This is a genomic window from Comamonas resistens (assembly GCF_030064165.1).
Lineage (GTDB): Bacteria > Pseudomonadota > Gammaproteobacteria > Burkholderiales > Burkholderiaceae_C > Comamonas > Comamonas resistens.
This window is the reverse complement of record NZ_CP125947.1, coordinates 2,398,959-2,419,628: the sequence shown is the minus strand read 5'-3', so window position 1 is coordinate 2,419,628 and position 20,670 is coordinate 2,398,959. Positions and strand designations below refer to the sequence as shown.

At 62.6% G+C, this 20,670-nt stretch carries 20 protein-coding genes; 9 read left to right on the top strand and 11 right to left on the bottom strand.

Features of this window, described 5'->3' with window-relative positions; genetic code table 11:
• Positions 1-13 precede the first annotated feature (13 nt).
• From dnaE to QMY55_RS11265, 4 genes are all read right to left on the bottom strand, one after another.
• Complete coding sequence (gene dnaE / locus QMY55_RS11280; RefSeq protein ID WP_407650674.1) at positions 14-3,439, bottom strand: DNA polymerase III subunit alpha; 3,426 nt, start codon at positions 3,437-3,439, stop codon at positions 14-16.
• The gene (locus QMY55_RS11275; protein WP_283488677.1) at positions 3,432-4,931 is read right to left on the bottom strand and encodes a DNA polymerase Y subunit UmuC family protein; all 1,500 of its coding nucleotides are present in this window, start codon (positions 4,929-4,931) and stop codon (positions 3,432-3,434) included. Before QMY55_RS11275 ends, dnaE begins: the two co-directional genes overlap by 8 nt.
• Positions 4,932-4,933: 2 nt before the next feature.
• Positions 4,934-5,758 carry a translesion DNA synthesis-associated protein ImuA gene (gene imuA / locus QMY55_RS11270; protein WP_283488676.1) on the bottom strand — a complete coding sequence of 275 codons (825 nt, stop codon included), beginning with the start codon at positions 5,756-5,758 and terminating at the stop codon, positions 4,934-4,936.
• 279 nt (positions 5,759-6,037) lie between these two features.
• Positions 6,038-7,381, bottom strand: coding sequence for an HD-GYP domain-containing protein (locus QMY55_RS11265; protein WP_283488675.1), 1,344 nt, complete (start codon positions 7,379-7,381; stop codon positions 6,038-6,040).
• A gap of 152 nt (positions 7,382-7,533) precedes the next feature.
• Between QMY55_RS11265 and QMY55_RS24845 the strand changes: the two genes are divergently transcribed.
• Complete coding sequence (locus QMY55_RS24845; protein ID WP_407650673.1) at positions 7,534-7,704, top strand: helix-turn-helix domain-containing protein; 171 nt, start codon at positions 7,534-7,536, stop codon at positions 7,702-7,704.
• Positions 7,671-8,441, top strand: coding sequence for a LysR substrate-binding domain-containing protein (locus QMY55_RS11260; RefSeq protein WP_283488674.1), 771 nt, complete (start codon positions 7,671-7,673; stop codon positions 8,439-8,441). Before QMY55_RS24845 ends, QMY55_RS11260 begins: the two co-directional genes overlap by 34 nt.
• A gap of 40 nt (positions 8,442-8,481) precedes the next feature.
• Here QMY55_RS11260 and QMY55_RS11255 read toward each other — a convergent pair whose 3' ends face one another.
• On the bottom strand, positions 8,482-9,120 hold the full coding sequence (locus tag QMY55_RS11255) for a 3-oxoacid CoA-transferase subunit B (protein ID WP_283488673.1): 639 nt from the start codon (positions 9,118-9,120) through the stop codon (positions 8,482-8,484).
• An 11-nt stretch (positions 9,121-9,131) separates the two neighbouring features.
• Positions 9,132-9,833, bottom strand: coding sequence for a CoA transferase subunit A (locus tag QMY55_RS11250; RefSeq protein WP_283488672.1), 702 nt, complete (start codon positions 9,831-9,833; stop codon positions 9,132-9,134).
• A gap of 74 nt (positions 9,834-9,907) precedes the next feature.
• Here QMY55_RS11250 and QMY55_RS11245 point away from each other — a divergent pair, with 74 nt between their 5' ends.
• Both QMY55_RS11245 and katG read left to right on the top strand, forming a co-directional pair.
• A complete protein-coding gene (locus QMY55_RS11245) occupies positions 9,908-10,450 on the top strand; it encodes a PAS and helix-turn-helix domain-containing protein (RefSeq protein WP_283488671.1) in 543 nt (180 codons plus the stop codon).
• 290 nt (positions 10,451-10,740) lie between these two features.
• Positions 10,741-12,945: a catalase/peroxidase HPI gene (katG, locus tag QMY55_RS11240; RefSeq protein ID WP_283488670.1), complete on the top strand. Its 2,205-nt coding sequence runs from the start codon at positions 10,741-10,743 to the stop codon at positions 12,943-12,945.
• Between the two features lie 198 nt (positions 12,946-13,143).
• Here the strand turns inward: katG and QMY55_RS11235 are convergent, their stop codons facing one another.
• The 3 genes from QMY55_RS11235 to QMY55_RS11225 form a co-directional block, all read right to left on the bottom strand.
• Positions 13,144-14,247 carry a DUF6892 domain-containing protein gene (locus tag QMY55_RS11235; RefSeq protein ID WP_283488669.1) on the bottom strand — a complete coding sequence of 368 codons (1,104 nt, stop codon included), beginning with the start codon at positions 14,245-14,247 and terminating at the stop codon, positions 13,144-13,146.
• 39 nt (positions 14,248-14,286) lie between these two features.
• Entirely contained in the window at positions 14,287-14,778 is a 492-nt protein-coding gene (locus QMY55_RS11230) for a DUF6882 domain-containing protein (RefSeq protein WP_283488668.1), read from the bottom strand.
• Positions 14,779-14,856: 78 nt separating this feature from the next.
• Positions 14,857-15,339, bottom strand: a complete 483-nt coding sequence (locus tag QMY55_RS11225) for a DUF2938 family protein (RefSeq protein ID WP_283488667.1) — start codon at positions 15,337-15,339, stop codon at positions 14,857-14,859.
• Positions 15,340-15,420: 81 nt separating this feature from the next.
• Here QMY55_RS11225 and QMY55_RS11220 point away from each other — a divergent pair, with 81 nt between their 5' ends.
• The gene (locus tag QMY55_RS11220; RefSeq protein WP_283488666.1) at positions 15,421-15,876 is read left to right on the top strand and encodes a helix-turn-helix domain-containing protein; all 456 of its coding nucleotides are present in this window, start codon (positions 15,421-15,423) and stop codon (positions 15,874-15,876) included.
• A 2-nt stretch (positions 15,877-15,878) separates the two neighbouring features.
• Here the strand turns inward: QMY55_RS11220 and QMY55_RS11215 are convergent, their stop codons facing one another.
• A complete protein-coding gene (locus tag QMY55_RS11215; protein WP_283488665.1) occupies positions 15,879-16,853 on the bottom strand; it encodes a LysR substrate-binding domain-containing protein in 975 nt (324 codons plus the stop codon).
• A gap of 114 nt (positions 16,854-16,967) precedes the next feature.
• On the opposite strand from QMY55_RS11215, the gene QMY55_RS11210 reads away from it, so the two are divergent.
• From QMY55_RS11210 to QMY55_RS11195, 4 genes are all read left to right on the top strand, one after another.
• The gene (locus QMY55_RS11210) at positions 16,968-17,630 is read left to right on the top strand and encodes a LysE family transporter (protein WP_283488664.1); all 663 of its coding nucleotides are present in this window, start codon (positions 16,968-16,970) and stop codon (positions 17,628-17,630) included.
• A gap of 161 nt (positions 17,631-17,791) precedes the next feature.
• A complete protein-coding gene (locus QMY55_RS11205) occupies positions 17,792-18,373 on the top strand; it encodes a peroxidase-related enzyme (RefSeq protein ID WP_283488663.1) in 582 nt (193 codons plus the stop codon).
• Entirely contained in the window at positions 18,373-18,687 is a 315-nt protein-coding gene (locus QMY55_RS11200; protein WP_283488662.1) for a hypothetical protein, read from the top strand. The genes QMY55_RS11205 and QMY55_RS11200 overlap by 1 nt, the downstream gene beginning before the upstream one ends.
• A 31-nt stretch (positions 18,688-18,718) precedes the next feature.
• Positions 18,719-18,964 (top strand): hypothetical protein, encoded by a 246-nt coding sequence (locus QMY55_RS11195; RefSeq protein WP_283488661.1) that lies wholly within the window; start codon positions 18,719-18,721, stop codon positions 18,962-18,964.
• 90 nt (positions 18,965-19,054) lie between these two features.
• On the opposite strand, the gene QMY55_RS11190 is transcribed toward QMY55_RS11195, so the two are convergent.
• Positions 19,055-20,530: a short-chain fatty acyl-CoA regulator family protein gene (locus QMY55_RS11190; protein WP_283488660.1), complete on the bottom strand. Its 1,476-nt coding sequence runs from the start codon at positions 20,528-20,530 to the stop codon at positions 19,055-19,057.
• Between the last annotated feature and the right edge of the window lie 140 nt (positions 20,531-20,670).

The window sequence follows — 20,670 nt, the reverse complement described above, 5'->3', positions numbered from 1 at the left end:
TGACCTCAGCAATTCAATGAAAGTCGCGGCTGCTCAGGCCCACTTGCGCAAAGCGGCCCAGCCAGTGCGTCATGTTCTTGGCCCGCATGACTACCAAATGATGAGCAGCTGGCGCTTCTCCCACCTTGGTTTGGAGCTGTTTTGGCTCCAATTCATCTTCCTGCAGCTGCGGCGCGCTGCTGCGCTGCCACACGCCCTCCACGGCCAGCAGGCGTGACTGCAGCAGCGCGGGTTGGTAACGCTCGAAAGTCTTGCTCCAGACCACCAGATTGATGACGCCGGTTTCATCCTCCAGCGTGATGAACAGCGTGCCCCCAGCCGTGGGCGGGCGCTGGCGCACGGTGACGATACCGCAGGCGCGCACTTTCTGGCCGGGCAGCATCTGGCGCAACTGAGCCGCCGTGCCTATGCCATGGCGCACCAGCTTTTCGCGCAGCAGCGCCAGCGGGTGGCGGCGCAGACTCAGGCCCGTGGCCGCGTAGTCAAACATGATTTCCTCACCCTCCTTGGCCGCAGGCAGCTCCAGTTGCGGCTCATGAATGGGCGCCTGGGCAAACAGCGGCGGCAAGCGTGCCTGCGCAGCGGCATCCCACATCTGCTGACGTCGGTGACCTGCCAGGCTGCGCAGCGCATCGGCAGCGGCCAGGGCCTGCATCTGCGACTGATCGAGCTGCGCCCTGATGGCCAGATCGGCCACATCCGCCCATGGGGCCTGCGCCGCTTGCTCCTGAATGCGCAGCGCTGCAGCCTTGCCCAGCTGCGCCACCCGGTTCAGGCCCAGGCGCACCGCAGGCTGGGATTGCGCCACACCGCGTACGGGGGCCAGCGGCTCTTCGAGCGTGCAATGCCAGTGGCTATGGCAGACATCGACGGGCAACACGCGCACACCATGGCGGCGCGCATCCTGCACCAGTTGAGACGGTGCATAAAAGCCCATGGGCTGGGCGTTGAGCAAGGCCTGCAGAAAGATCGCCGGCTCATGGCGCTTGAGCCAGGCGCTGGCATAGGCCAGCAGCGCAAAGCTGTAGGCATGACTTTCGGGGAAGCCATATTCGCCAAAGCCCAGCATCTGCTGAAAGATGGCATTGGCAAACTCGGCGCTGTATTTGTTGGCGATCATTCCATCGATCAGCTCATCCTTGAAACGATGCACGCCGCCTTTGCGCTTCCATGCGGCCATGGAGCGGCGCAACTCATCGGCACGGCCCGCTGAAAAGCCACCGGCCTCAATGGCAATCTGCATGACCTGCTCCTGGAAAATAGGCACGCCCAGAGTCCGCTTGAGCGCTTTTTCCAGGTCAGGCTTCTCCAGCTTCAAGGTCATCCCCCTGCGCTGACGCTCGCGCGCCAGCAGATAGGGATGGACCATGCCGCCCTGAATCGGCCCGGGCCGCACGATGGCGACTTCCACCACCAGGTCATAGAAAGTGCGTGGCTGCAGGCGCGGCAGCATGCTCATCTGGGCTCGGCTCTCGATCTGGAAGGTGCCCACGGTATCGGCCTTGCAGATCATGGTGTAGGTGGCCGCATCTTCCTGCGGAATCTGGTGCAGCTCCCAGCGCTCGCCGCGCCAGCGTGCGCGCTCATCAAGCGCGTTGCGCAGCATGGTCAGCATGCCCAGTGCCAGCACATCGACCTTGAGCAGGCCGACGATATCCAGGTCATCCTTGTCCCATTGAATGACGGAGCGTTTCTCCATGGTCGCAGGCTCCACCGGCACCAGACGTGTGAGCCGGCCCTCGGTCAGCACAAAACCGCCGACATGCTGACTCAGGTGACGCGGACTGTCCTTGAGCTGCCAGGCCAGCTCTATCCACAAACGCAGCTGGTGTGCACTGACGGCGCTGGCTTTTTCCTCGGCCAGCACCTGGGCCTCCTTGAACTTGCGCTCCACCCAGTCTTCGGGCAGGACTTCAGGCCCCTGCTCTTCCATCGCTGTTTCTGCCGCGTCCGCAGGCCCAGTCTGCGCAGGCTGCTCTGCTTTTTCAGCCTGGGCCTTGGCATGTTCGCTGAACCAGTACTGTCCCTTGGCCAAGGCGTCGATCAAGTCGGCAGGCAGACCCAGGGCCTTGCCCACATCGCGCAACGCGCTGCGGCTGCGCCAGCAACTGACCACAGCTGTGAGCGCTGCCCGCTCGCGCCCGTATTTTTCGTAGATGTACTGAATGACCTCTTCGCGCCGCGCATGCTCGAAGTCCACATCGATATCGGGCGGCTCGCTGCGCTCCTTGCTGATGAAACGCTCGAACAGCAGGTTGTTGCCCAGCGGGTTCACCGCCGTGATGCCCAGGCAGTAGCAGACGGCCGAATTCGCGGCCGAGCCCCGGCCCTGGCACAGAATGCCGATGCTGCGCGCATAACGCACGATGTCATGCACGGTCAGAAAGTACATCTCGTACTGTTCATCGGCGATCAGCTGCAGCTCCTTGAGCAGCTGTGTGCGCACCTCCTCGGGAATGCCCTCGGGGTAACGCCCCGCCGCCCCTTCCCAGGTCAGCCAGGCCAGAGTCTGCGTGGCCGTCATGCCGGGCAGCACGCTTTCTTGCGGATAGTGATAACGGATTTCGTCGAGGCTGAAATGGCAGCGCTGAGCCAGGCGCAGCGTGGCATCCAGCATGGCCCGGGGGTAGAGCGAAGCCAGCCGCAGGCGCGAGCGCAGATGCCGCTCGCCATTGGGCTGCAGCGCAAAACCGCACTCGGCCACCGTACGGCCCAGGCGAATCGCGGTCACCACATCCTGCAGCGGCTTGCGCGAGCGTGCATGCATATGCACATCACCGCAGGCCAGCAGCGGCAGGCCCAGGTCCATGCCCACCTGCTGCAGCGTCTGCAGCCACAGGCTGTCGTCGGGCTCCAGGTGCAGCTCCACGCCCAGCCATAAGGACCTGGCATCCAAACAAGAGGAAACTCTTGATAGACAAGTGCCAATAGCTACAGGATCAGAAGCATCAAGCGCGCTACGGCAGGGCAGCAGAAGGCATTCACAGCCTTGCTGCAACAGATGCCAGGGGCTGGCTTCATCCACCACATAAGCGCCCTTTGCCGCACGGCCGCGCGCGGCCGTGATGAATTCGCAGAGATTGCCCCAGCCCAGCAGATCGCGCGCCAGCGCCACGATCTTGAGCGAACCCCAGACAAATTCGCTGCCATGGATCAGATGCAGGCCGCAGTCTTTGGCCGCCTCATGGGCGCGCACGGCACCGGCGACCGAGCACTCATCGGTCAGGGCCAGTGCCGCATAGCCCAGGCTTTTGGCGCGATGCACCAGCTCGGCCGGCGACGAGGCGCCACGCAGAAAGCTGAAGCTGGACAGGCAGTGCAGCTCTGCATAGGCCAGCGGCCCTCTGCCCGCGCCCTGCGCCATGGGTGAGGCAGGGGTGACGGTGGGCGGCGGCGCGGACTGCGGTACAGCGCCATCCAGCATGGTGAGCTCAGCCATAGACACCTTGCACAAACCAGCTGGGCGCATGACTGGCAGCCGTCAGCCATGCGCCGGTCTGCGCCCTCTCACGGTAAATCCAGACATGGCCGACCACTTCGTTGAACGCCACAAAATAGTCGCGCGCGGCCAGTGTTTGCGCCCCCTCCCACCAGCCTGACTCCAGCCGATAGGGCCCGGCACGCAGCTGCAGCGGCCCATGCCAGTGGGGACGATTGTTCCGGATCGCCAAGGCCTCGGGCCGGGGCAGCAGCCAGGGCGGCCATAGCGCCTGCCAGGGGTCGCTGCAATCGTGGCGAGTACGACTTTTTCCAGCAGCGCCGGGCAAGGCAGCAGCGCGCTGTTGAGTAGACTGTTGGGCGGACCGTGTATTGCACTGTGCAGCGCTTTTCCAGCTTTGCATGGCTTCGGGGCGATAGTCGGCATGGGGTTCGACCATGCGCACGGCTTCATCTCCCCAGCGCGCCCCGACCCGCTCCACCCACTCATGCCAGGCCAGACTGTTTGCGCTGCCTTGTTGCGCGGCCAGATCGGGCAGGCAACTGAGTGGCGCGGCCGACCAGGGCACGGTCTTCAGCGCCTGCAGCTCCAGCATGTCCACAGGTGCACGCCAGTGCTGCTGGCCCAGGTGCTCGCGCAGCAGGCGCTGCAGATGCGCCATGCCCTGCGTGGGCTGGGCCGTGCGTATGCATAAGCTCTCCCACGCCGGCAACTCCTGCCCGTCAATGCGGCGCAGATCATGGTGCCAGCGCAGTTGCAGCGACAGCACCGCGTGGTGACGTGCCTGCAACCATGATTGCAGCGCTCGCAGCAAGGGCTGGGCCACCTGCAGCACCGCATCCGCATTGCGTGCGGGGTAGCCTAGGTCATGGCGCAGCACGAATGTCTCGGGCAGCTGAAGCCAGTTCATGGGCTGTGGCAGCAGACCATAGGCCTCGTCCAGCACACGCAAGAGCTGGCCCCCCAGACGACGCGAGAGACCTGCGCGCGGCAGCTCTCGCGCCTGCCCCCAGGTCCTGCAGCCCAGACGCATCAAGACAGCGCTGTGCTGCTGCAAAACCGTCAAGGTCCACAGCGGCAGCGCATCGGCGGGCATGGCGGCAGGCAGGGCCTTGCCCTGCTCTTGGAGTCTTTGCATCAGCCTCAGTCTGGCCAGCGCCAGCCAGGGCGTATCGGCCTCGGCGCGGACCATGCTTTTTCCCAGCTCTGCATCCGGCATACCGGCCTGAGAGGCCAGGCAGGCCAGGGCAAAAGCCCGGTCCAGCTGCTCCAGCATGGGCTGCAGGCCACCCCAGAGGCGCTGGACCATGCTGGTTTCCATGAGCAAGGCCTCTTCCAGAACCGCCACGCGCGGCGAGAACTCCAGTGCCCACCAACAGGCACTCTCCGCCGCGGTGACAGGCACAGCCTCCTTCCCCTCAGGCTCCTCCCTTCCTTGTGGCGCCGCCAGCAATGCCAGAGGCCAGGCAATCCAGTGCTCATGGGCTTGCATGATCAGTCCACCATGACGGGCGCTGCGCCCAGCGCGTGTGACATGGCCCGCCCCTGCATGAGCAAGGCCGCCTCTTCGCTCTGGCGCGCATGCCGACCGGCCTGTGCCTGCAGCACCGGCATCCAGGCCCAGTGCGCAAGCGATAGCTGCACGGGATGGTCCAGGCAAGGGCCGCGGCGCTTGAGGATCTGGACCTGCAAGCCATTCGCCGCACCGGCCTGCGGCGCTCTTTCCAGACGCAGGCGCAAGGCCGCAGGCGAGCTGTGCTGCCCGGCTTGCAGGTCCTGCCACAGCCACATGGGCCGTCCCTGCGATGCGGCAGCCAGTTGCAGGCGCCGCTGCGCCGGCAGCGTCAGCTGCGGCAGCCAGGCCAGCACGGCCAGCACATCGCGGCAATGCAGCGCTTGCTCGCAGGCCCAGGCCAGCTCCTGCGCGAGCCGATCCGGCGCCTGCACACAGCACAGCCGCTGCGGCGCAATGCCCGCCGCCTGCAGCGCTGGCGCAAATGGCAGATAGGGCGGTGCCACCAGCACCAGTTGCCCATTGTGCTGGCATGCCTGCGCGGCCAGTGCGGGCAGCAGCAGTGCCCACTCGGCATGGGTGTGCGGTGCCTGCTGAATCTGCACCAGCGCGTTGCCAGGCCAGCCGCCACCGGGCAGCTCTGCGTCCAGCGCCGCATGGCCGCTGGGCCAGGTCTGCTGCATGCGCCCCCCATGCCAGTCGCTGCCGCGCCAGACACCGTCAAGCTGCACCTCTTGCAGACGCGCAGCACAAGGCAAGGCCTGCAGGGCGGTCCTGTTCGTGAAGGCGTGGAGCGGCTGGGACATGGCATTTCTCAAATACTGTATAAATATACAGTAATCAAGAAAATGCACGAATGCATCAATCCCACTCCGGCAGAGGAATCAATGACAAAAATGCCTCTAACGCTTATGCAGAAAGCGCTAGCAGCTATCAGTTTTTAAGCGACTGAATCTGGTCAAGCCAATGGGCAGGCTGGCTGCAGGCAATGGGAAAGCGCAACCCAGGCTGGCTGGGCAGCAATACCCTGCCTCGGAAACGTCCGGCGGCCTATCTTCTATATGCCAGCCCCTTCTGCAATGCACTCAGACGCCCTGCCTGGCCGGCGGCTCGATGCACGCGCAGGCATCGCACCACTGGATGACCGCGCCCTCCAAAGCAGTGCCGCGCACCGTGGTGACGGGCCAGCGGCGCAGGCAGTCGTTGATGATGGACTGCAGCTTCCACAGCGCTTCGCGGTTGACCAGTGCCAGCTCGCCCATGCCTTGCGCATCGTCCTTGAGATAGCTGAGCACATGCAGTTGCTGGCTGGGGTGAGAGCCTGCCTCGGCCAGTTGCTTCTGCAGCAGCTGCAGGCTTTGCTCCACAAAGTTGGCGCTTTGCGCCTCGGGCAGGTGGCTCCAGCCTACGGGGAAATTGGAGCGCAGCTGGGACCACATGGTCAGCGCGGCTTCCAGCGCTGCCGTGCTGTGCGCCACCTCGGCCTGCATGGGCTCCAGCGGCAAACCGGGCTGGGTCTCGTCGTACAGCAGCGGCAGAATATGGTGCACCAGATCGGCCGGGTAGCTTTTGTGATTCATGCGCAGCATCAGCGACAGACGCTGACCCGGCATGTCGCTGAATTTCTCGAAGAAGGCAGACACGACTTCGGCCAGCAGCAGTACCTGCCCCATGGGCGAGATGGAAGCCCCGGGCACACCGCGCGGATAGCCGCTGCCGTCCATGCGCTCATGGTGCTCCAGCACGGCCAGCTCCACCGTCTGCGCATAAGCCTTGGCATCGCGTACCACCAGCATGGCGGTCACGGAATGTGCCACCAGATGCTTGCGCTGCGAGGTGGACAGGCGGTGCTCGGGGTCCGTCCAGGCCGGGTCCATATAGAGCATGCCCACATCGTGCAGCAGCGCTGCTGTGGCCAGGGACACGCATTCATGCTCGCTCCAGCCATTCTTGAGCGCCAGAAAGATGGACACCAGCGTCATCTGCAGGCTGTGTGTGAACAGCTCGCAGCGCTGCTCGCGCATGACGGTCAGCTTGAAGGCAATCGAGCGGGGCAGCAGCAGGCCCTTGAGGGGAGCCAGCAGGCGCTCGGGGCCTTGCAGATCATTGACCATGCGGCGCAGCAGTTCGATGCTTTCGCACTGACTCTGCGCCAGCGCCAGCAGGGCATTGGCATCGACCGGATTCTCGGCCATCAGGCTTTCGTCAATCGGATCGCGCAGCTTGTGGCTGACCAGCCGCTCATACAGGCGCTGGTCGACGCGCGCCCCCTTGTCCACGAGCTTGATGCCTTTGTCGGTATAGATGGCATCCCCCGTCACCACCGGCAGATGCCCGGCCATATCCGTGACGGCGCGCAGAAAATGCGCATTCTCTTCGTGCCGCCCAAGCTCTTGCTGGCCTGGGCTAAGCTCTTGGTTCTCACTCATTGCTTTTTTTGATGGGACGATCTTGACTGCCTCATAGTGTCGCCCATAAAGCGGCTTGTGTTACAGAAATCCAGATAGTGTGAAATCAAAGCCTGGGCATTCAGCACCTTAGCCTGCCGAGAATTGCAGCCCGCGAATGCCTTGCTCAAGGATTGCAAGCCAAAACCCTGAGGCTGCGGCAAATCCCGTGCCGCTCACTCATCTTTACCCAGGCCGGCAATCAGCTGGGGATCAGTGCATCGGCCGTGTCGCAGCAAATGCGCAAGCTCGAAGTACAGCTGGCCTGCGTTTGCTGCACCGCAATAGCCGTCAGGTCTCGCTGACGGAAGCCGGCGCCCAACTGCTGGCCGAAGCTGCGCCCTTGCTCGACCAGCTTCAAACGGCACTGCAGCGCGTGCAAGCGCAGCACGATGAACCTGCGGGCCTGCTGCGTATCAATACCTCGCGTCTGGCGGCAGGTTTGCTGATCAACCCGCACCTGGACGAATTTCTGGCGCTCTACCCGCAGATTCAGCTGGAGCTGTTCACCGACGACAGCTTTGCCGACATCGTGCGCGACGGCTTTGATGCAGGTATTCGCCTCGGTGCCTTTCTGGCGCGGGATATGGTGTCTCTACCTCTGGACCAGGGCCAATGGGAGGCGGTCGTGGCCAGTCCTGCGTACTGGCAGCAGCACGGAATGCCGCAAACGCCGGCAGACTTGGCGCGGCATGACTGCATCCGTTTTCGGCTGCCGGGCATCAAGCGCTTTGTGCCCTGGATTTTGGAAGTGGACGGCCAGACACTGGAGGTGGAAACACATGGCCGCCTGATCTTCTCGGACGACCACTATGTCACCCACGCTGCCTGCCAGGGCTATGGCGTGGCGCACAAATTCGTGGACAGCATCCAGCCGGAGCTGGCAGAGGGCCGCCTGGTGGCTGCGTTGCAAAAGTTTGAGCGGCCGTGGTCAGGCTTTCATATCTATTACCCGGCCCGCAAGCTGATGCCGCCCAAGCTGCGCGTGTTTATCGATTTCTTTCGCGGTCCGCTGACCGCCACACTCGTGCAGCGCCCATGAAAAAGGCCACCTGTCGGTGGCCTTTTGAAAATCGACGCGCTTACTTGATCAAGGTCACGCCCGTCTTGGACTGAATCTCGTCGAAGCTCACGCCGTCGGCCAGCTCCACCAGTTTCAGGCCTTGGGGAGTCACGTCCATCACGCCCAGGTCGGTGATGATGCGGTTGACCACGCCCACGCCCGTCAGAGGCAATGTGCAGTCGGGCAAGATCTTCATATCGGTCGTGCCGTCCTTCTTCCTGGCCACATGCTCCATCAGCACGATCACGCGCTTGACGCCAGCCACCAGGTCCATGGCGCCGCCCATGCCCTTGACCATCTTGCCAGGAATCATCCAGTTGGCCAGATCGCCCTTTTCGGACACTTGCATGGCGCCCAGGATGGACAGATTGATCTTGCCGCCACGAATCATGGCGAAAGACTGGTCAGAGCCAAAAATGGCCGAACCGGCAATGGTGGTCACGGTCTGCTTGCCCGCGTTGATCAGGTCAGCGTCGACCTGGTCTTCGGTCGGGAACGGGCCGATGCCCAGCATGCCGTTCTCGGATTGCAGCCACACTTCCTTGTCGCCCGTGTGGTTGGCCACCAGCGTGGGGATGCCGATACCGAGGTTGACATAGAAGCCGTCTTCGAGTTCTTGAGCCGCGCGTGCGGCCATCTGATCTTGGGTCCAAGGCATGTCGGGCTCCTTTATTTCTTCTCGGTGATCGTGCGCTTCTCGATGCGCTTTTCGGGGTTGGCGTTATGCACGATGCGGTGCACATAGATGCCGGGCAGATGGATGTCGTCAGGCGCGATCTCGCCGACCTCGACAATCTCCTCCACTTCCACGATGCAGATCTTGCCGGCAGTGGCTGCGGCAGGGTTGAAGTTGCGTGCCGTCAGGCGGAACTGCAGATTGCCGCTCTTGTCGGCACGGTGTGCCTTGACCAGAGACACGTCGGGCACCAGCGAGCGCTCCATCACATAGGTCTCGCCGTCGAATTCACGCAGCTCCTTGCCTTCGGCCACGATGGTGCCCACGCCGGTCTTGGTGAAGAAAGCGGGGATACCGGCGCCGCCAGCGCGCAGCTTCTCGGCCAGCGTGCCCTGGGGCGTGAATTCCAGCTCCAGCTCGCCCGCCAGGTACTGGCGCTCGAACTCCTTGTTCTCGCCCACATAGGACGAGATCATTTTCTTGATCTGGCGCGTCTCCAGCAGCTTGCCCAGGCCGAAACCGTCCACGCCGGCATTGTTCGAGGCCACGGTCAGCCCCTTGACACCGCTGGCCACCAGCGCATCGATCAGGGCTTCGGGAATGCCGCACAGGCCAAAGCCGCCAACGGCCAGCAATTGCCCGTCAGCCACAACGCCTTGGAGCGCCGCTTCTGCGGATGGGTAGAGCTTTTTCACACATGTCTCCTTTAAATTGGATGCGCTACGATACTACGTACTCAAGTAAGTAGTTTTTCGTAAAGAGCTTCACTATGGTTGTGGATTACCGGCTGGCCTTCGACGCAGCCCCTGTAGGTCTAGTCATCTCGCGCAACCGCATCATGATTGACTGTAATCGCCAACTGTGTGAAATGTTCCATGCATCGCGCGAAGTACTCATAGGTCAGACGTTTCAGGTGCTTTACCCCAGCGTCGATGAATACGAACGTCTGGGCGCGCGCATTGCGCCCATCCTCAACACCAAGGGCTTTTACAGCGACAACCGCATCATGAAGCGCGCCAATGGCGAGACTTTCTGGTGCCATGTCAGCGGCCGCACGCTGGACCGCAACGATCCGCATGCCTCGGGCATCTGGAGCTTTGAAGACCTCAGCGCCCAGCGCACCGTCAAGGCTGAACTCACAGGACGCGAACGCGAGGTGGCAGCGCGCCTGCTCGAAGGTCTGACCTCCAAGGAAATCGGCCGTGCGCTCGACATCAGCCACCGCACGGTGGAGATTTACCGCGCCCGGCTGATGCGCAAATACGGTGCATCGACTGCGGCAGACCTGGTGCACAAACTGGTCGCGGGTTGAGCCCTACATGCACCGCAAGGCGGTAGGTCAAACCCGTTTTTTGATCCCGCCGTCTTGTGCCTGTCGCCAGCCTGGCCTACGCTTGGTTTCCGTGTTGGCAACACTGCGGTGCATATTTATCGCTATGGCGCTGCTTAAGCATTTCAATAGCAAAACACGCCCGCTGTGCAAAGGCTGCACCGATAATTCATTTCAACCAATTACCAATAACTATTGGTTTTGAACTGTCGATATTTTTTATATCAACACTCTTTCCCCCGACTTGTCGGAAACGTTGAAACGGAGAACCCATGACGACTGAATCCCAGTGCCCCTTCCACCAAGGCAAGAACAGCGAAACTGCTGCCGAAGGCAATGGAACCACCAACAAGGACTGGTGGCCCAATCAGCTGCGCGTGGACCTGCTGAGCCAGCACAACGCCACCAGCAATCCGCTGGGGGCCGACTTCAACTACGCCGAAGAATTCAAGAAGCTGGACTACGAAGCCGTCAAGCGCGACCTGCGCAAGGTCATGACCGACTCGCAGGACTGGTGGCCTGCCGACTTTGGCCATTACGGCCCGCAGTTCATCCGCATGGCCTGGCACGCTGCCGGCACCTACCGCGTGCAGGATGGCCGTGGCGGCGCCGGTCGCGCGCAGCAACGCTTTGCGCCGCTCAACAGCTGGCCCGACAACGTCAACATCGACAAATCGCGCCGCCTGCTGTGGCCCGTCAAGCAGAAATACGGCAACAAGCTGTCCTGGGGCGACCTGATGATCCTGACCGGCAACGTGGCGCTGGAGACCATGGGTTTTCGCACCTTCGGCTTTGCCGGCGGCCGTGTCGATACCTGGACGCCCGATCAGGACGTGTACTGGGGCGCCGAAAAGGAATGGCTGGCCCCCACGGACAACCCCAATAGCCGCTACAGCGGTGAGCGCGACCTCGAAAACCCGCTGGCTGCCGTGCAGATGGGCCTGATCTACGTCAACCCCGAAGGTCCGGACGGCAACGGCGACCCGGTCTCTGCCGCTCACGACATCCGCGACACCTTCGCCCGCATGGCCATGGACGATGAGGAGACCGTGGCTCTGATCGCCGGCGGCCATACCTTCGGCAAGACCCATGGCGCCGGCCCGGCATCCCATGTCGGCGCCGAGCCCGAAGCCGCAGGTCTGGAGGCCCAGGGCCTGGGCTGGGCCTCCAGCTTCGGCACCGGCAAGGCCGGCGACGCCATCACCTCCGGCCTGGAAGTGACCTGGACCCAGACCCCCGCACAGTGGAGCAACTTCTTCTTCGAAAACCTGTTCAAGTATGAATGGGTGCAGGAAAAAAGCCCTGCCGGCGCCATCCAGTGGGTGGCCAAGGACGCGGGCGATGTCATCCCCGACGCACATGGCGGCCCCAGCAAAAAGCCCACCATGCTGACCACGGACCTCTCCCTGATCAAGGATCCCGCCTACGAGAAGATCTCGCGCCGCTTCCTGGAGAACCCGCAAGCCTTTGCCGATGCCTTCGCTCGCGCCTGGTTCAAGCTGACCCACCGCGACATGGGCCCGCGCAGCCGCTACCTGGGCCCCGAGGTGCCAAAGGAAGAGCTGCTCTGGCAGGACGTGATCCCCGCCGTCAAACACCCGCTGGTGAACGCGGCCGATGTCGTTGCGCTCAAGGCCAAGGTGCTGGCCTCCGGTCTCACGGTCTCCGAACTCGTGGGCACGGCCTGGGCCTCGGCCGCCACCTACCGCGGCTCCGACATGCGCGGCGGTGCCAACGGCGCCCGCATCCGCCTGGCCCCGCAAAAGGATTGGCAAGTCAACCAGCCCGAACAGCTGGCCAAGGTGTTGGGCGTGCTGGAAGGCATCCAGCGCGAGTTCAACAAGGCTGCTGATGGTGACAAGCGCATCTCGCTGGCCGACCTGATCGTGCTGGCCGGCAACGCGGGCGTTGAAAAAGCGGCAGCCGATGCAGGCGTGCAGATCACCGTGCCGTTCACCCCTGGCCGCGGCGACGCCACGCAAGAGCAGACCGATGTGGAATCGTTCAAGTACCTGGAGCCCAAGGCTGACGGTTTCCGCAACCACCTGCAAGGCAGCTTCCCTGCGCCTGCCGAAGCCCTGTTGATCGACAAGGCCCAGTTGCTGACGCTGACTGCGCCCGAGCTGACCGTGCTGATCGGCGGCTTGCGCGCCATCAACATCAATACCGCAGGCAGCCAGCATGGCGTGCTGACCAAGGAGCCAGGCAAGCTGACGAATGATTTCTTCGTCAACCTGCTGGACATGGGCACGCAGTGGAAGGCTCTCGATGACGGCAGCTATGAAGGTGTGGACCGCAAGACCGGCGCCCAAAAATGGACCGGTACCCGCGTGGACCTGGTCTTCGGCAGCAATGCCATCCTGCGCGCCGTGGCCGAGGTCTATGCCGAAGACGGCAACCAGCAGAAGTTCGTCAATGACTTCGTGGCCGCCTGGGTCAAGGTGATGGAGCTCGACCGCTTTGACTTGAAGAAGTAAGGCACCGCCGCTGCCCGATCAAGAAAACGCCCTTCGGGGCGTTTTCTTTTGGGCAATTATTTCAAACCGGGTGGCAACGCGCGCTCGACCGTGGGCACGGCCACCGGCATCCAGCCGCTGCTGCGATGCCCGACGATCCGGATTCCATGACCGGGCCATTTCTTCGACGCCCTGAGACCGGGCGGTCAGGCGGCCCGCTCAGTCCAGCACGGCAACCCCATGGCGGGTCAGCAATTCGATGGCCTCGGGCGACAGCCAGTGACTGCCGCTGACTTCGCGCAACTGGGGAAACTGCGCCAACTCCTGCGCTGACAACGCAGTCACATTGAACTGCTCGTCCTCGCCATCCCATTGGGGAATCAACTCCAGATAGATGTCATTGCCGCCATCAAAGCTCAGCCGCTGCACATGTTCGGCCAATGATGCAGGCACGGGTAAACCGTCAAACCAGGCTTTGACTTCGGGAATCATCTCGAAGTAGTAGCTATTGGGGTCTATATCGCGCTTTGCATGGTGCCTGGCAAAGTCATGGACATCGAACCGGGGTTTCAGGCGTTCTTGCTGGTACATCAGCTCCTGCACCACCGCCAGTTTGAAGGGCAGATGGCTGAAGTGAAGCACTGCGCCCTGAGGCTTGGGCAGCTTCCATTTTTTGGAGGACTTGACCGGCTTCGGTGGGGCCGCAGAGCGGCTGATGCATACCTCGCGAAACGGTTGCGGCGCCGCGCGCACCAGATCGGCAATGTCGTCGGTTTCCAGCTTCTTCAGCCGCTCGGAAAACGGCATGCTCGAAATCACCTCACCCAGTTCCTCGCGCAGCATCACCATGACATCCCAGTTGCCGGTCTTCCATTCCGCAAAAGAGTAAACCTCTCTGAGCACCTTCTGCGGCACGGCCTGCAATAGCGGCAGCCCCTCGACGGTAAAGACGCCGGCAAACACATTGCGCGGGTTCAGCGCGAAGAAGTCGTATTGAACGCTGCTCTCCCAGGCCGGGTCCTCGGCCAGCCGCAACTCCAGCTCGGAGGCATGCACGCTGTCATCGCTGAAAGCGCGCACCCCCGCGGCATCCCAGATCGCCACAAGCTTGAGCGGGTCCACGGGCTCGTCGGGGCTGCTGCGAACCTGCTGAGCCTCGCGATGGGAGCCCAGAAACGCATCCAGCGCCGCCAGCGTCAGCTCTGGCAACAAGCTGCCATTGATGCGCAAGCCCTCCTGACCAATGTCGATGCACAGACGCTCGGGCGATGGCCCACCCTGCCTGCCCCCGCTTTTGGTTTTCATCCAGTTCAGCAAACCCATGACATTGACTCCCTGGTCCGTCGCGACTTGTAATGCCGCTCAGTTGGGCCGAAGCTCGCTGTCCACCGCTATTTGCAGATGCAGGATGGTGAAGTACAGCGTCACATCGCCTTGCTGGTCGATGAAAGTGCCCATGGCGCGCTGCAGGCGGGCGGCAATGCACAGGCATTCGGTGGCCTCGGGGCGGCCACCCTGGATACGGGGTGTGGTCAGCAGGGACAGCTGGTTTTCGCGGCCAAAATCGTGCACCACTTCCAGTGCCTCGCCATGCTGCCTGGGAATGGCCTCATTGGCCCAGCTCCACAGAAAACTGCCTTCGCTGTCGCTGGTCGTGCCCACCAGGCACACGGTAGCCACCACCTCGTGCAGTGGGCCGTTCATCACCAAAGTGGCACTATCAAGGTCCCAGCGATAGGCGGGAGTGCCTTGCAGGCCAAACTGGCGTGGCCATTCGGCGTTCTTCGCCACCATCATTTCCACGGACTCGCGGCTCCAGGCGGCCCAGTCTGTCGTTTGCTTTTCTTCGCTCATAGCGCATCCTTTTTCTTCCATGGCCGCCATTGTCTTCCAAGAAATTGGCCAGGATGGGTGACGGCCAGGCGCACCCGGCTAGGACTGAAAAAGCATCAACAGCCTCCAGCAAGCCCACATTGCCAGGCCGAAGATGGCATGCGTGGTCAGACTCATGCCCCGACTCAGCCAGGGCCTTGGGGTTTTCGATGCTGCCAGCCCCGCCCCCAAAGCAGGCTGCATGACCAGCCAGGGCAGCACCAAGGTGAGAACACCGAAAAGCAAGGCTGTCCAGACGCCGGGCCAAGGCCCGAACCACTCCAGCCAAGCCACGGCAAACACCATGCCCGTCAGATAATGCAGCACCCATCCCAGCGGCTTTTCCGCACCGATCGCATGCGACTTCTGAATCGGCACGTGGAACCAGCGCCCATGCAACCAATGGCCGCACCAGCGCCCCAGCATGGCGTAGTCCAAGGTGGCAACGCCCATGCTCCTCAGCCACCAGCACCATAAATCCATCACCACGGTCGCCCCCAGGCCTACCGTCGCGGCCAACACCAGCCCAGCCGATTCACCCATTCCAGCACCTCTTTCTTGCGTCCGACTACAGTTCACGCAGACTGTAGAAGTTCAAGTGAACTTGAACGCAAGGGGCAAGCCATGGATATTTCAGAAGTCGCGCAGCGCAGCGGACTCAGCACCTCCGCCATCCGTTTTTATGAAGAGAAAGGGCTGATCCAGTCCATAGGCCGCCAGGGTCAACGCCGAGTGTTCAACCGTCATATCCTTGATCAACTGGCCGTCATAGCCCTGGGCCGCGCCGCGGGCTTTTCCCTTCAGGAGATCGCCACCATGCTGCCACCCAAGGAAAAGCCGCAGATCAAGCGCGAGATGCTGACGGCCAAGGCCGATGAGCTTGAGCAAAGGATTCGCCGCCTCAAAGCCGTGCGCGATAGTCTGCGCCATGCCGCCGTCTGCCCCGAGGCCAGCCACATGGACTGCCCCACGTTCCAGCGGCTGATGCGCGCAGCCAGCGCCGGAGAGATCAAGGCCCTGACACCATCCAGCAGCAAACAGCGCAAGCCCCGCGCCGCCTCGACTCGCCCAGGCAGCTAGCCTCAGGCTTCGCGCATGCGTTGCAGCAGCCAGTCGCACAGCTTTTGCTGCGCACTGCCGGGTGCCCAGGCCGCAGAAGCCAGCAGGCAATACTGCGACCCATCGGCCACAAAGCCCAGCGGCGCCAGCAAACGCCCAGCCTCCAGCTCATCGCGCACCAGGAGTTGCGGCCCCATGGCCACGCCCAGTCCGGCACCGGCGGCCTGCAGGCTCAGATAGAAATGCTCGAATATCAAATTGCTAGCTGCTTGCGCTTGATACACAAGGCGTTCCTGGCGATTTGAGGTGTTTTTCTGCCAATCGTCCCAGGCATGTGCCCGGGTCTTGCTCTGCAGCAAAGGCGCGTCGGAGCGCAGCGCGTAGCGCCCATCAAGGCCCTGGTCAAAAAACCGCGCCAGCTTTTGCGGCTGACAGACCGGTCCGATCTGCTCGGCACACAATGGCACGGCATGCGTGGAGCGGCCCCAGTCAAAGTCATTGCGGCGTATGGCCAGATCCATGCCGCTACCCCAGTCCACCGCGCCGCCGCCTGCGACCAGATGCACGGTGATGTCGGGATGCTGCGCCTGAAATTCGCCCCAGCGCGGAATCAGCCAGCGCATCAGCAGCGTGGGCTCGCAAGACAGCAGCAGCGCGCGCCGCGCCACGCGCTGGCGCACGGCATCCGCTGCGCGGGCCATCTGCGCCAACCCCGCATGCACGCCCTCGAACAGCACACGCCCATGGTCGTTGAGGAAGACACGGCGATTGCGCCGCTCGAACAAGGGCGTGCCCAGCTCTTCCTCCACCGAGCGCACCGCACGGCTGACGGCGCCATGGGTCAGATGCAACTCATCGGCCGCGCGGCTGAAGCTCTCCAGCCGGGCCGCTGCTTCAAAGCAGCGCAACGCAAGCAGCGACGGCAGGCGCTGGGCACCGACCTGGGCTGGCGTTGCCTCAATCTGTGAATCTGAATCACCAATATCTTGAGAAATCATCGTTAGTCAAATGATGGTCACTTGTTTAAAGTCACCTTGAATTATCGATATCAAGCCATTTCCATCAAACCGATGCATCTGGCAAACCGTGATCTCAACTCAATCAAATATCTCATGAATGCCTGGCCTGCCGTCATACTGATCACCACCCTCGCCGTCATCAGCCCTGGCGCAGACTTTGCGATGGTGACCCGTACCAGCCTGATGGAGTCGCGCCGCGCCGGCCTCTGGGTGGCACTGGGCATAGGCTGCGGCGTGCTCGTGCATGTCACATACACCTTGCTGGGTCTGGGCATGCTGCTGCAGCGCCTGCCCTGGCTGTTCATGGCGCTCAAATGGACGGGAGCCGCGTATCTGGTATGGCTGGGCATTGCCTTATGGCGCGAGGCGGGTGTTGCCGCCGCACAAGCAGAGCAGGCCAAGCCATGTCCGGAACAGGTCCATGCCCGCCTAGCGTGCAGTGCCCCCAAGGCCTTCGTCTGTTTCCGCCTGGGCTTTCTGACCAATGCGCTCAACCCCAAGACGGCCCTCTTCATCCTCAGTCTTTTCACCCAGGTCGTGGGCCCCACGGTCGCCATGCCTGCACAGCTGGCCTATGGTCTTTTCATCGCCGCAGCCCATGTAGCCTGGTTTGCACTGGTGGCCTGCTTTTTTTCTGCCCCCTCGGTGCAGCCCAAGGTACAGGCGATTCGCCCCTGGGTCGATCGCAGTCTGGGCTGTGTGCTGCTGGGCCTGGGCGTGCTTCTGATAGGCGTCAACGCGCCACAGATGCTTTGAATTCAATAGCTGTCAGCGCTGTACGTACAAGGGTTTCAAAGCAAAAAGACATAAAACAGCAGCATCTGCAACACAAACGACAGCTTTGGAGGCTATCCGCATGTCATGCTTGGCCTGCCAAAAGTCACACAGCCCAAAAGACCGCCAAGGAGACAGACACCATGAAAAACCGCTACCCCTTTCCCGATCTGAACAGCCTGCCCGAAGACATCCGGCAGCGCATCCAGGAAGTGCAGGAAAAATCGGGCTTCATTCCCAATGTCTTTCTGGCCTTTGCGCGCCGCCCGGCCGAATGGCGGGCCTTCTTCGCCTACCACGACGCGCTGATGGGCAAGGAGGAAGGATCGCTGACCAAGGGCGAGCGCGAGATGATCGTCACCACCACCAGCGCAGCCAACCAGTGCCTGTACTGCGTGGTCGCGCACGGCGCCATCCTGCGCATCTATGAGAAAAAGCCGCTGATCGCCGACCAGGTGGCGGTCAACTACCGCAAGGCCGACCTCAGCCCGCGCGAGCGCGCCATGCTGGACTTTGCGATGAAGGTCTGCCAGCGCAGCCATGAAATCGACGATGCCGACTATGAGGCGCTCTACCCCCATGGCTTTGACGACGAGGACATCTGGGATATTGCCGCCATCACCGCCTTCTTTGGTCTGTCCAACCGCATGGCCAGCTTTGCAGGCATGACGCCCAATCCCGAGTTCTACCTGATGGGTCGCGTGCCGCGAGAAAAGAAAGCCTGATGCCGCCAGACGCCCGGATCGTAGACCAGCGCTTCCTGTTGCTGTCGCTGCAGCGCGCACTGCTGGGTGCCGTGCATCCGCAGCTGCGCCAGGCCTCCATAGAAGCCGAGGCTGCCCGCCAGTTGCTGCGCCTGCGCTTTGAATATGAAGGCCTGCCTTGCGAAGATGCCCGCGAGGCATGCTCCATCGCCGCAACCGAAGTGCTGGCCGACCTGCCTAGCCCATGGTCTGTGGACGAAGAGCATCTGGCCGCTCCGAGCCCCCAGCCACTCCAGGCCCTGGCGCATACCGCCTACCGGCGCTGGGAAGCGTGATCGGCAAGCCTGTCTCTCCGACAATCTGCGCATGGGCATTGAATACAAGATCCGCTTTCCCGTCCCCCAGGGCTTTGGCACGGAACAGTTGCAACGCAGGCTGCCCGCCTCAGAAGCAACTCCAGGCCGGATGCCGGCCTATGACTTCGCGCTGGAGGCCGATGGCTTCTACTTTATCGACCACCTGGGCGATGCCTCCACCGCCGCCCTGGCCATGCGGGTGCTGATTGACGCAGCACTGAGCATCACGCCCTCCGTACAGATCAGCGAGCTATAAACGCAAAGCTCGGCCAAGCTTCATTAAATTAAACGCATTGAACAGGTTTTAGGCCTCCACATCCATCGGCCTGCCCCGACCAGGCCGCCATCAACCATAAGGCACAAAGCCGCTCTCGTTTTCATTGACGCGCAGCGGCTTGCCCACAAACGGAAAGGCGCGCTGCGGGCAGGCGCTGCGCTCGCAGACCTTGCAGCCCATGCCGATAGGCGTGGCTGCATCCAGGCTGCGCAGGTCCAGCCCCTTGGAATACACCAGCCGCGCCGCATGCTGCAGATCGCAGCCCAGACCTATCGAGAAGGTCTTGCCCGGCGCGCCCCACCCCTGGCCAGCGCGGCTGACGGTGCGGGCCACCCAGAGATAAACCCGCCCGTCGGGCATGCTGGCCAGTTGCGGCACGATGCGGCCCGGCTGGGTGAAAGCCTCGTACACCACCCATAGCGGGCAGGTGCCGCCGGTCTTGGAAAAGTGAAAATGCGTGGCCGATTGGCGTTTGCTGATATTGCCTGCCCGGTCCACGCGAATGAAGAAGAAAGGCACGCCCGGCGCCTCGGCCCGCTGCAGGGTCGACAGGCGGTGACACACGGTCTCGAAGCCCACGCCAAAACGACGCGCCAGCAAATCGATGTCGTACTGCAGGCTCTCTGCCGCCTGCAGAAATTCTCCATAGGGCAGCACGAAAGCACCGGCCACATAGTTGGCCAGGCCCATGCGTGCCAGGCGCCGCGTGGCCTCGTCCTGCCAATGGGTGGATTGGAGTGTCTCTTCAAACAGTGCCTCAAACTCCAGCAGCGCCAGCTGAGTGGCCAGCTGGAATGCCTGCTGGGCCGGCCGCAGCTGCGGCGCGACATACAGCGTGCGCGTGGCGGCATCAAAGTGGCGATGGCTATGCTCTCCTCCCTGCCCGCCATGGCCGCCGCGCAGTACCAGCACCTTGTGTCTGGCCTGCAGCCGAAACTGCAGCCATTCCTGCAGGCTGCCGCCCTGAGCACTTACTTGCTCCCTGGCCTGCAAGGCCAGGGTTTCCGCCGCGCGGTCCAGCGCGTCAAAGTGATTGCGGTGGGCAAAGAAAAAGTCACGCACGGCCTCAAACGGCATCTGGCGCGCAGGCTCGGCCAGCCGTTGGCCGGCATCGCTCTTCCCTTCTGGATCTTCCAACGCTGAACGACCATCGCCCAAACGCGCCGCCAGCGCTTCAAGTCGCTCGGCATCTGCCAGATGGCGCTGGTGCATGGCCAGCAGCGCCTGCGCCAGCTGCGGCAGCCTGGACGCCACCTCGCGCAGCTCGGGCAAAGGCACGGCAGCCCCGGACTGAGGCATGGCCGCCAACGCATCGCGCAATTGGGCCAGCAGGCGCGCCTCTTCGTCTTCGGAAAACTGCTGGATATCGACCCCCAGCACCTTGTGAATCTTGAGCAGCACGGCCACCGTGAGCGGGCGCTGATCCTGCTCGATCTGATTCAGATAACTGGGGGACAGCTCCAGCGCCTGGGCCAGCGCGGCCTGGGTCATGCCGCGCTCGGCGCGCAGGCTGCGCAGGCGCACCCCCATGAAAGTCTTGGCCATGGTTCTTGCTCCTTGTTCTTGCTTTGCTGCGAAATTTGCAAACTTCGCAAAACATTTGTTTTTGCTTCGCAATTCTTCGCCAATTCAGGACTATCTCAATAAAACACAAATGCGTAGATTGCGAAGTATGGCAGATCACA

Bases quoted from the DNA above. Each gene is read 5' to 3' on its own strand.
- dnaE (WP_407650674.1), bottom strand. From the start codon at position 3,439: ATGGCTGAGCTCACCATGCTGGATGGCGCTGTACCGCAGTCCGCGCCG.
- QMY55_RS11275 (WP_283488677.1), bottom strand. From the start codon at position 4,931: ATGCAAGCCCATGAGCACTGGATTGCCTGGCCTCTGGCATTGCTGGCG.
- imuA (WP_283488676.1), bottom strand. From the start codon at position 5,758: ATGTCCCAGCCGCTCCACGCCTTCACGAACAGGACCGCCCTGCAGGCC.
- QMY55_RS11265 (WP_283488675.1), bottom strand. From the start codon at position 7,381: ATGAGTGAGAACCAAGAGCTTAGCCCAGGCCAGCAAGAGCTTGGGCGG.
- QMY55_RS11255 (WP_283488673.1), bottom strand. From the start codon at position 9,120: ATGCCTTGGACCCAAGATCAGATGGCCGCACGCGCGGCTCAAGAACTC.
- QMY55_RS11245 (WP_283488671.1), top strand. From the start codon at position 9,908: ATGGTTGTGGATTACCGGCTGGCCTTCGACGCAGCCCCTGTAGGTCTA.
- katG (WP_283488670.1), top strand. From the start codon at position 10,741: ATGACGACTGAATCCCAGTGCCCCTTCCACCAAGGCAAGAACAGCGAA.
- QMY55_RS11235 (WP_283488669.1), bottom strand. From the start codon at position 14,247: ATGGGTTTGCTGAACTGGATGAAAACCAAAAGCGGGGGCAGGCAGGGT.
- QMY55_RS11230 (WP_283488668.1), bottom strand. From the start codon at position 14,778: ATGAGCGAAGAAAAGCAAACGACAGACTGGGCCGCCTGGAGCCGCGAG.
- QMY55_RS11225 (WP_283488667.1), bottom strand. From the start codon at position 15,339: ATGGGTGAATCGGCTGGGCTGGTGTTGGCCGCGACGGTAGGCCTGGGG.
- QMY55_RS11220 (WP_283488666.1), top strand. From the start codon at position 15,421: ATGGATATTTCAGAAGTCGCGCAGCGCAGCGGACTCAGCACCTCCGCC.
- QMY55_RS11215 (WP_283488665.1), bottom strand. From the start codon at position 16,853: ATGATTTCTCAAGATATTGGTGATTCAGATTCACAGATTGAGGCAACG.
- QMY55_RS11210 (WP_283488664.1), top strand. From the start codon at position 16,968: ATGAATGCCTGGCCTGCCGTCATACTGATCACCACCCTCGCCGTCATC.
- QMY55_RS11205 (WP_283488663.1), top strand. From the start codon at position 17,792: ATGAAAAACCGCTACCCCTTTCCCGATCTGAACAGCCTGCCCGAAGAC.
- QMY55_RS11200 (WP_283488662.1), top strand. From the start codon at position 18,373: ATGCCGCCAGACGCCCGGATCGTAGACCAGCGCTTCCTGTTGCTGTCG.
- QMY55_RS11195 (WP_283488661.1), top strand. From the start codon at position 18,719: ATGGGCATTGAATACAAGATCCGCTTTCCCGTCCCCCAGGGCTTTGGC.
- QMY55_RS11190 (WP_283488660.1), bottom strand. From the start codon at position 20,530: ATGGCCAAGACTTTCATGGGGGTGCGCCTGCGCAGCCTGCGCGCCGAG.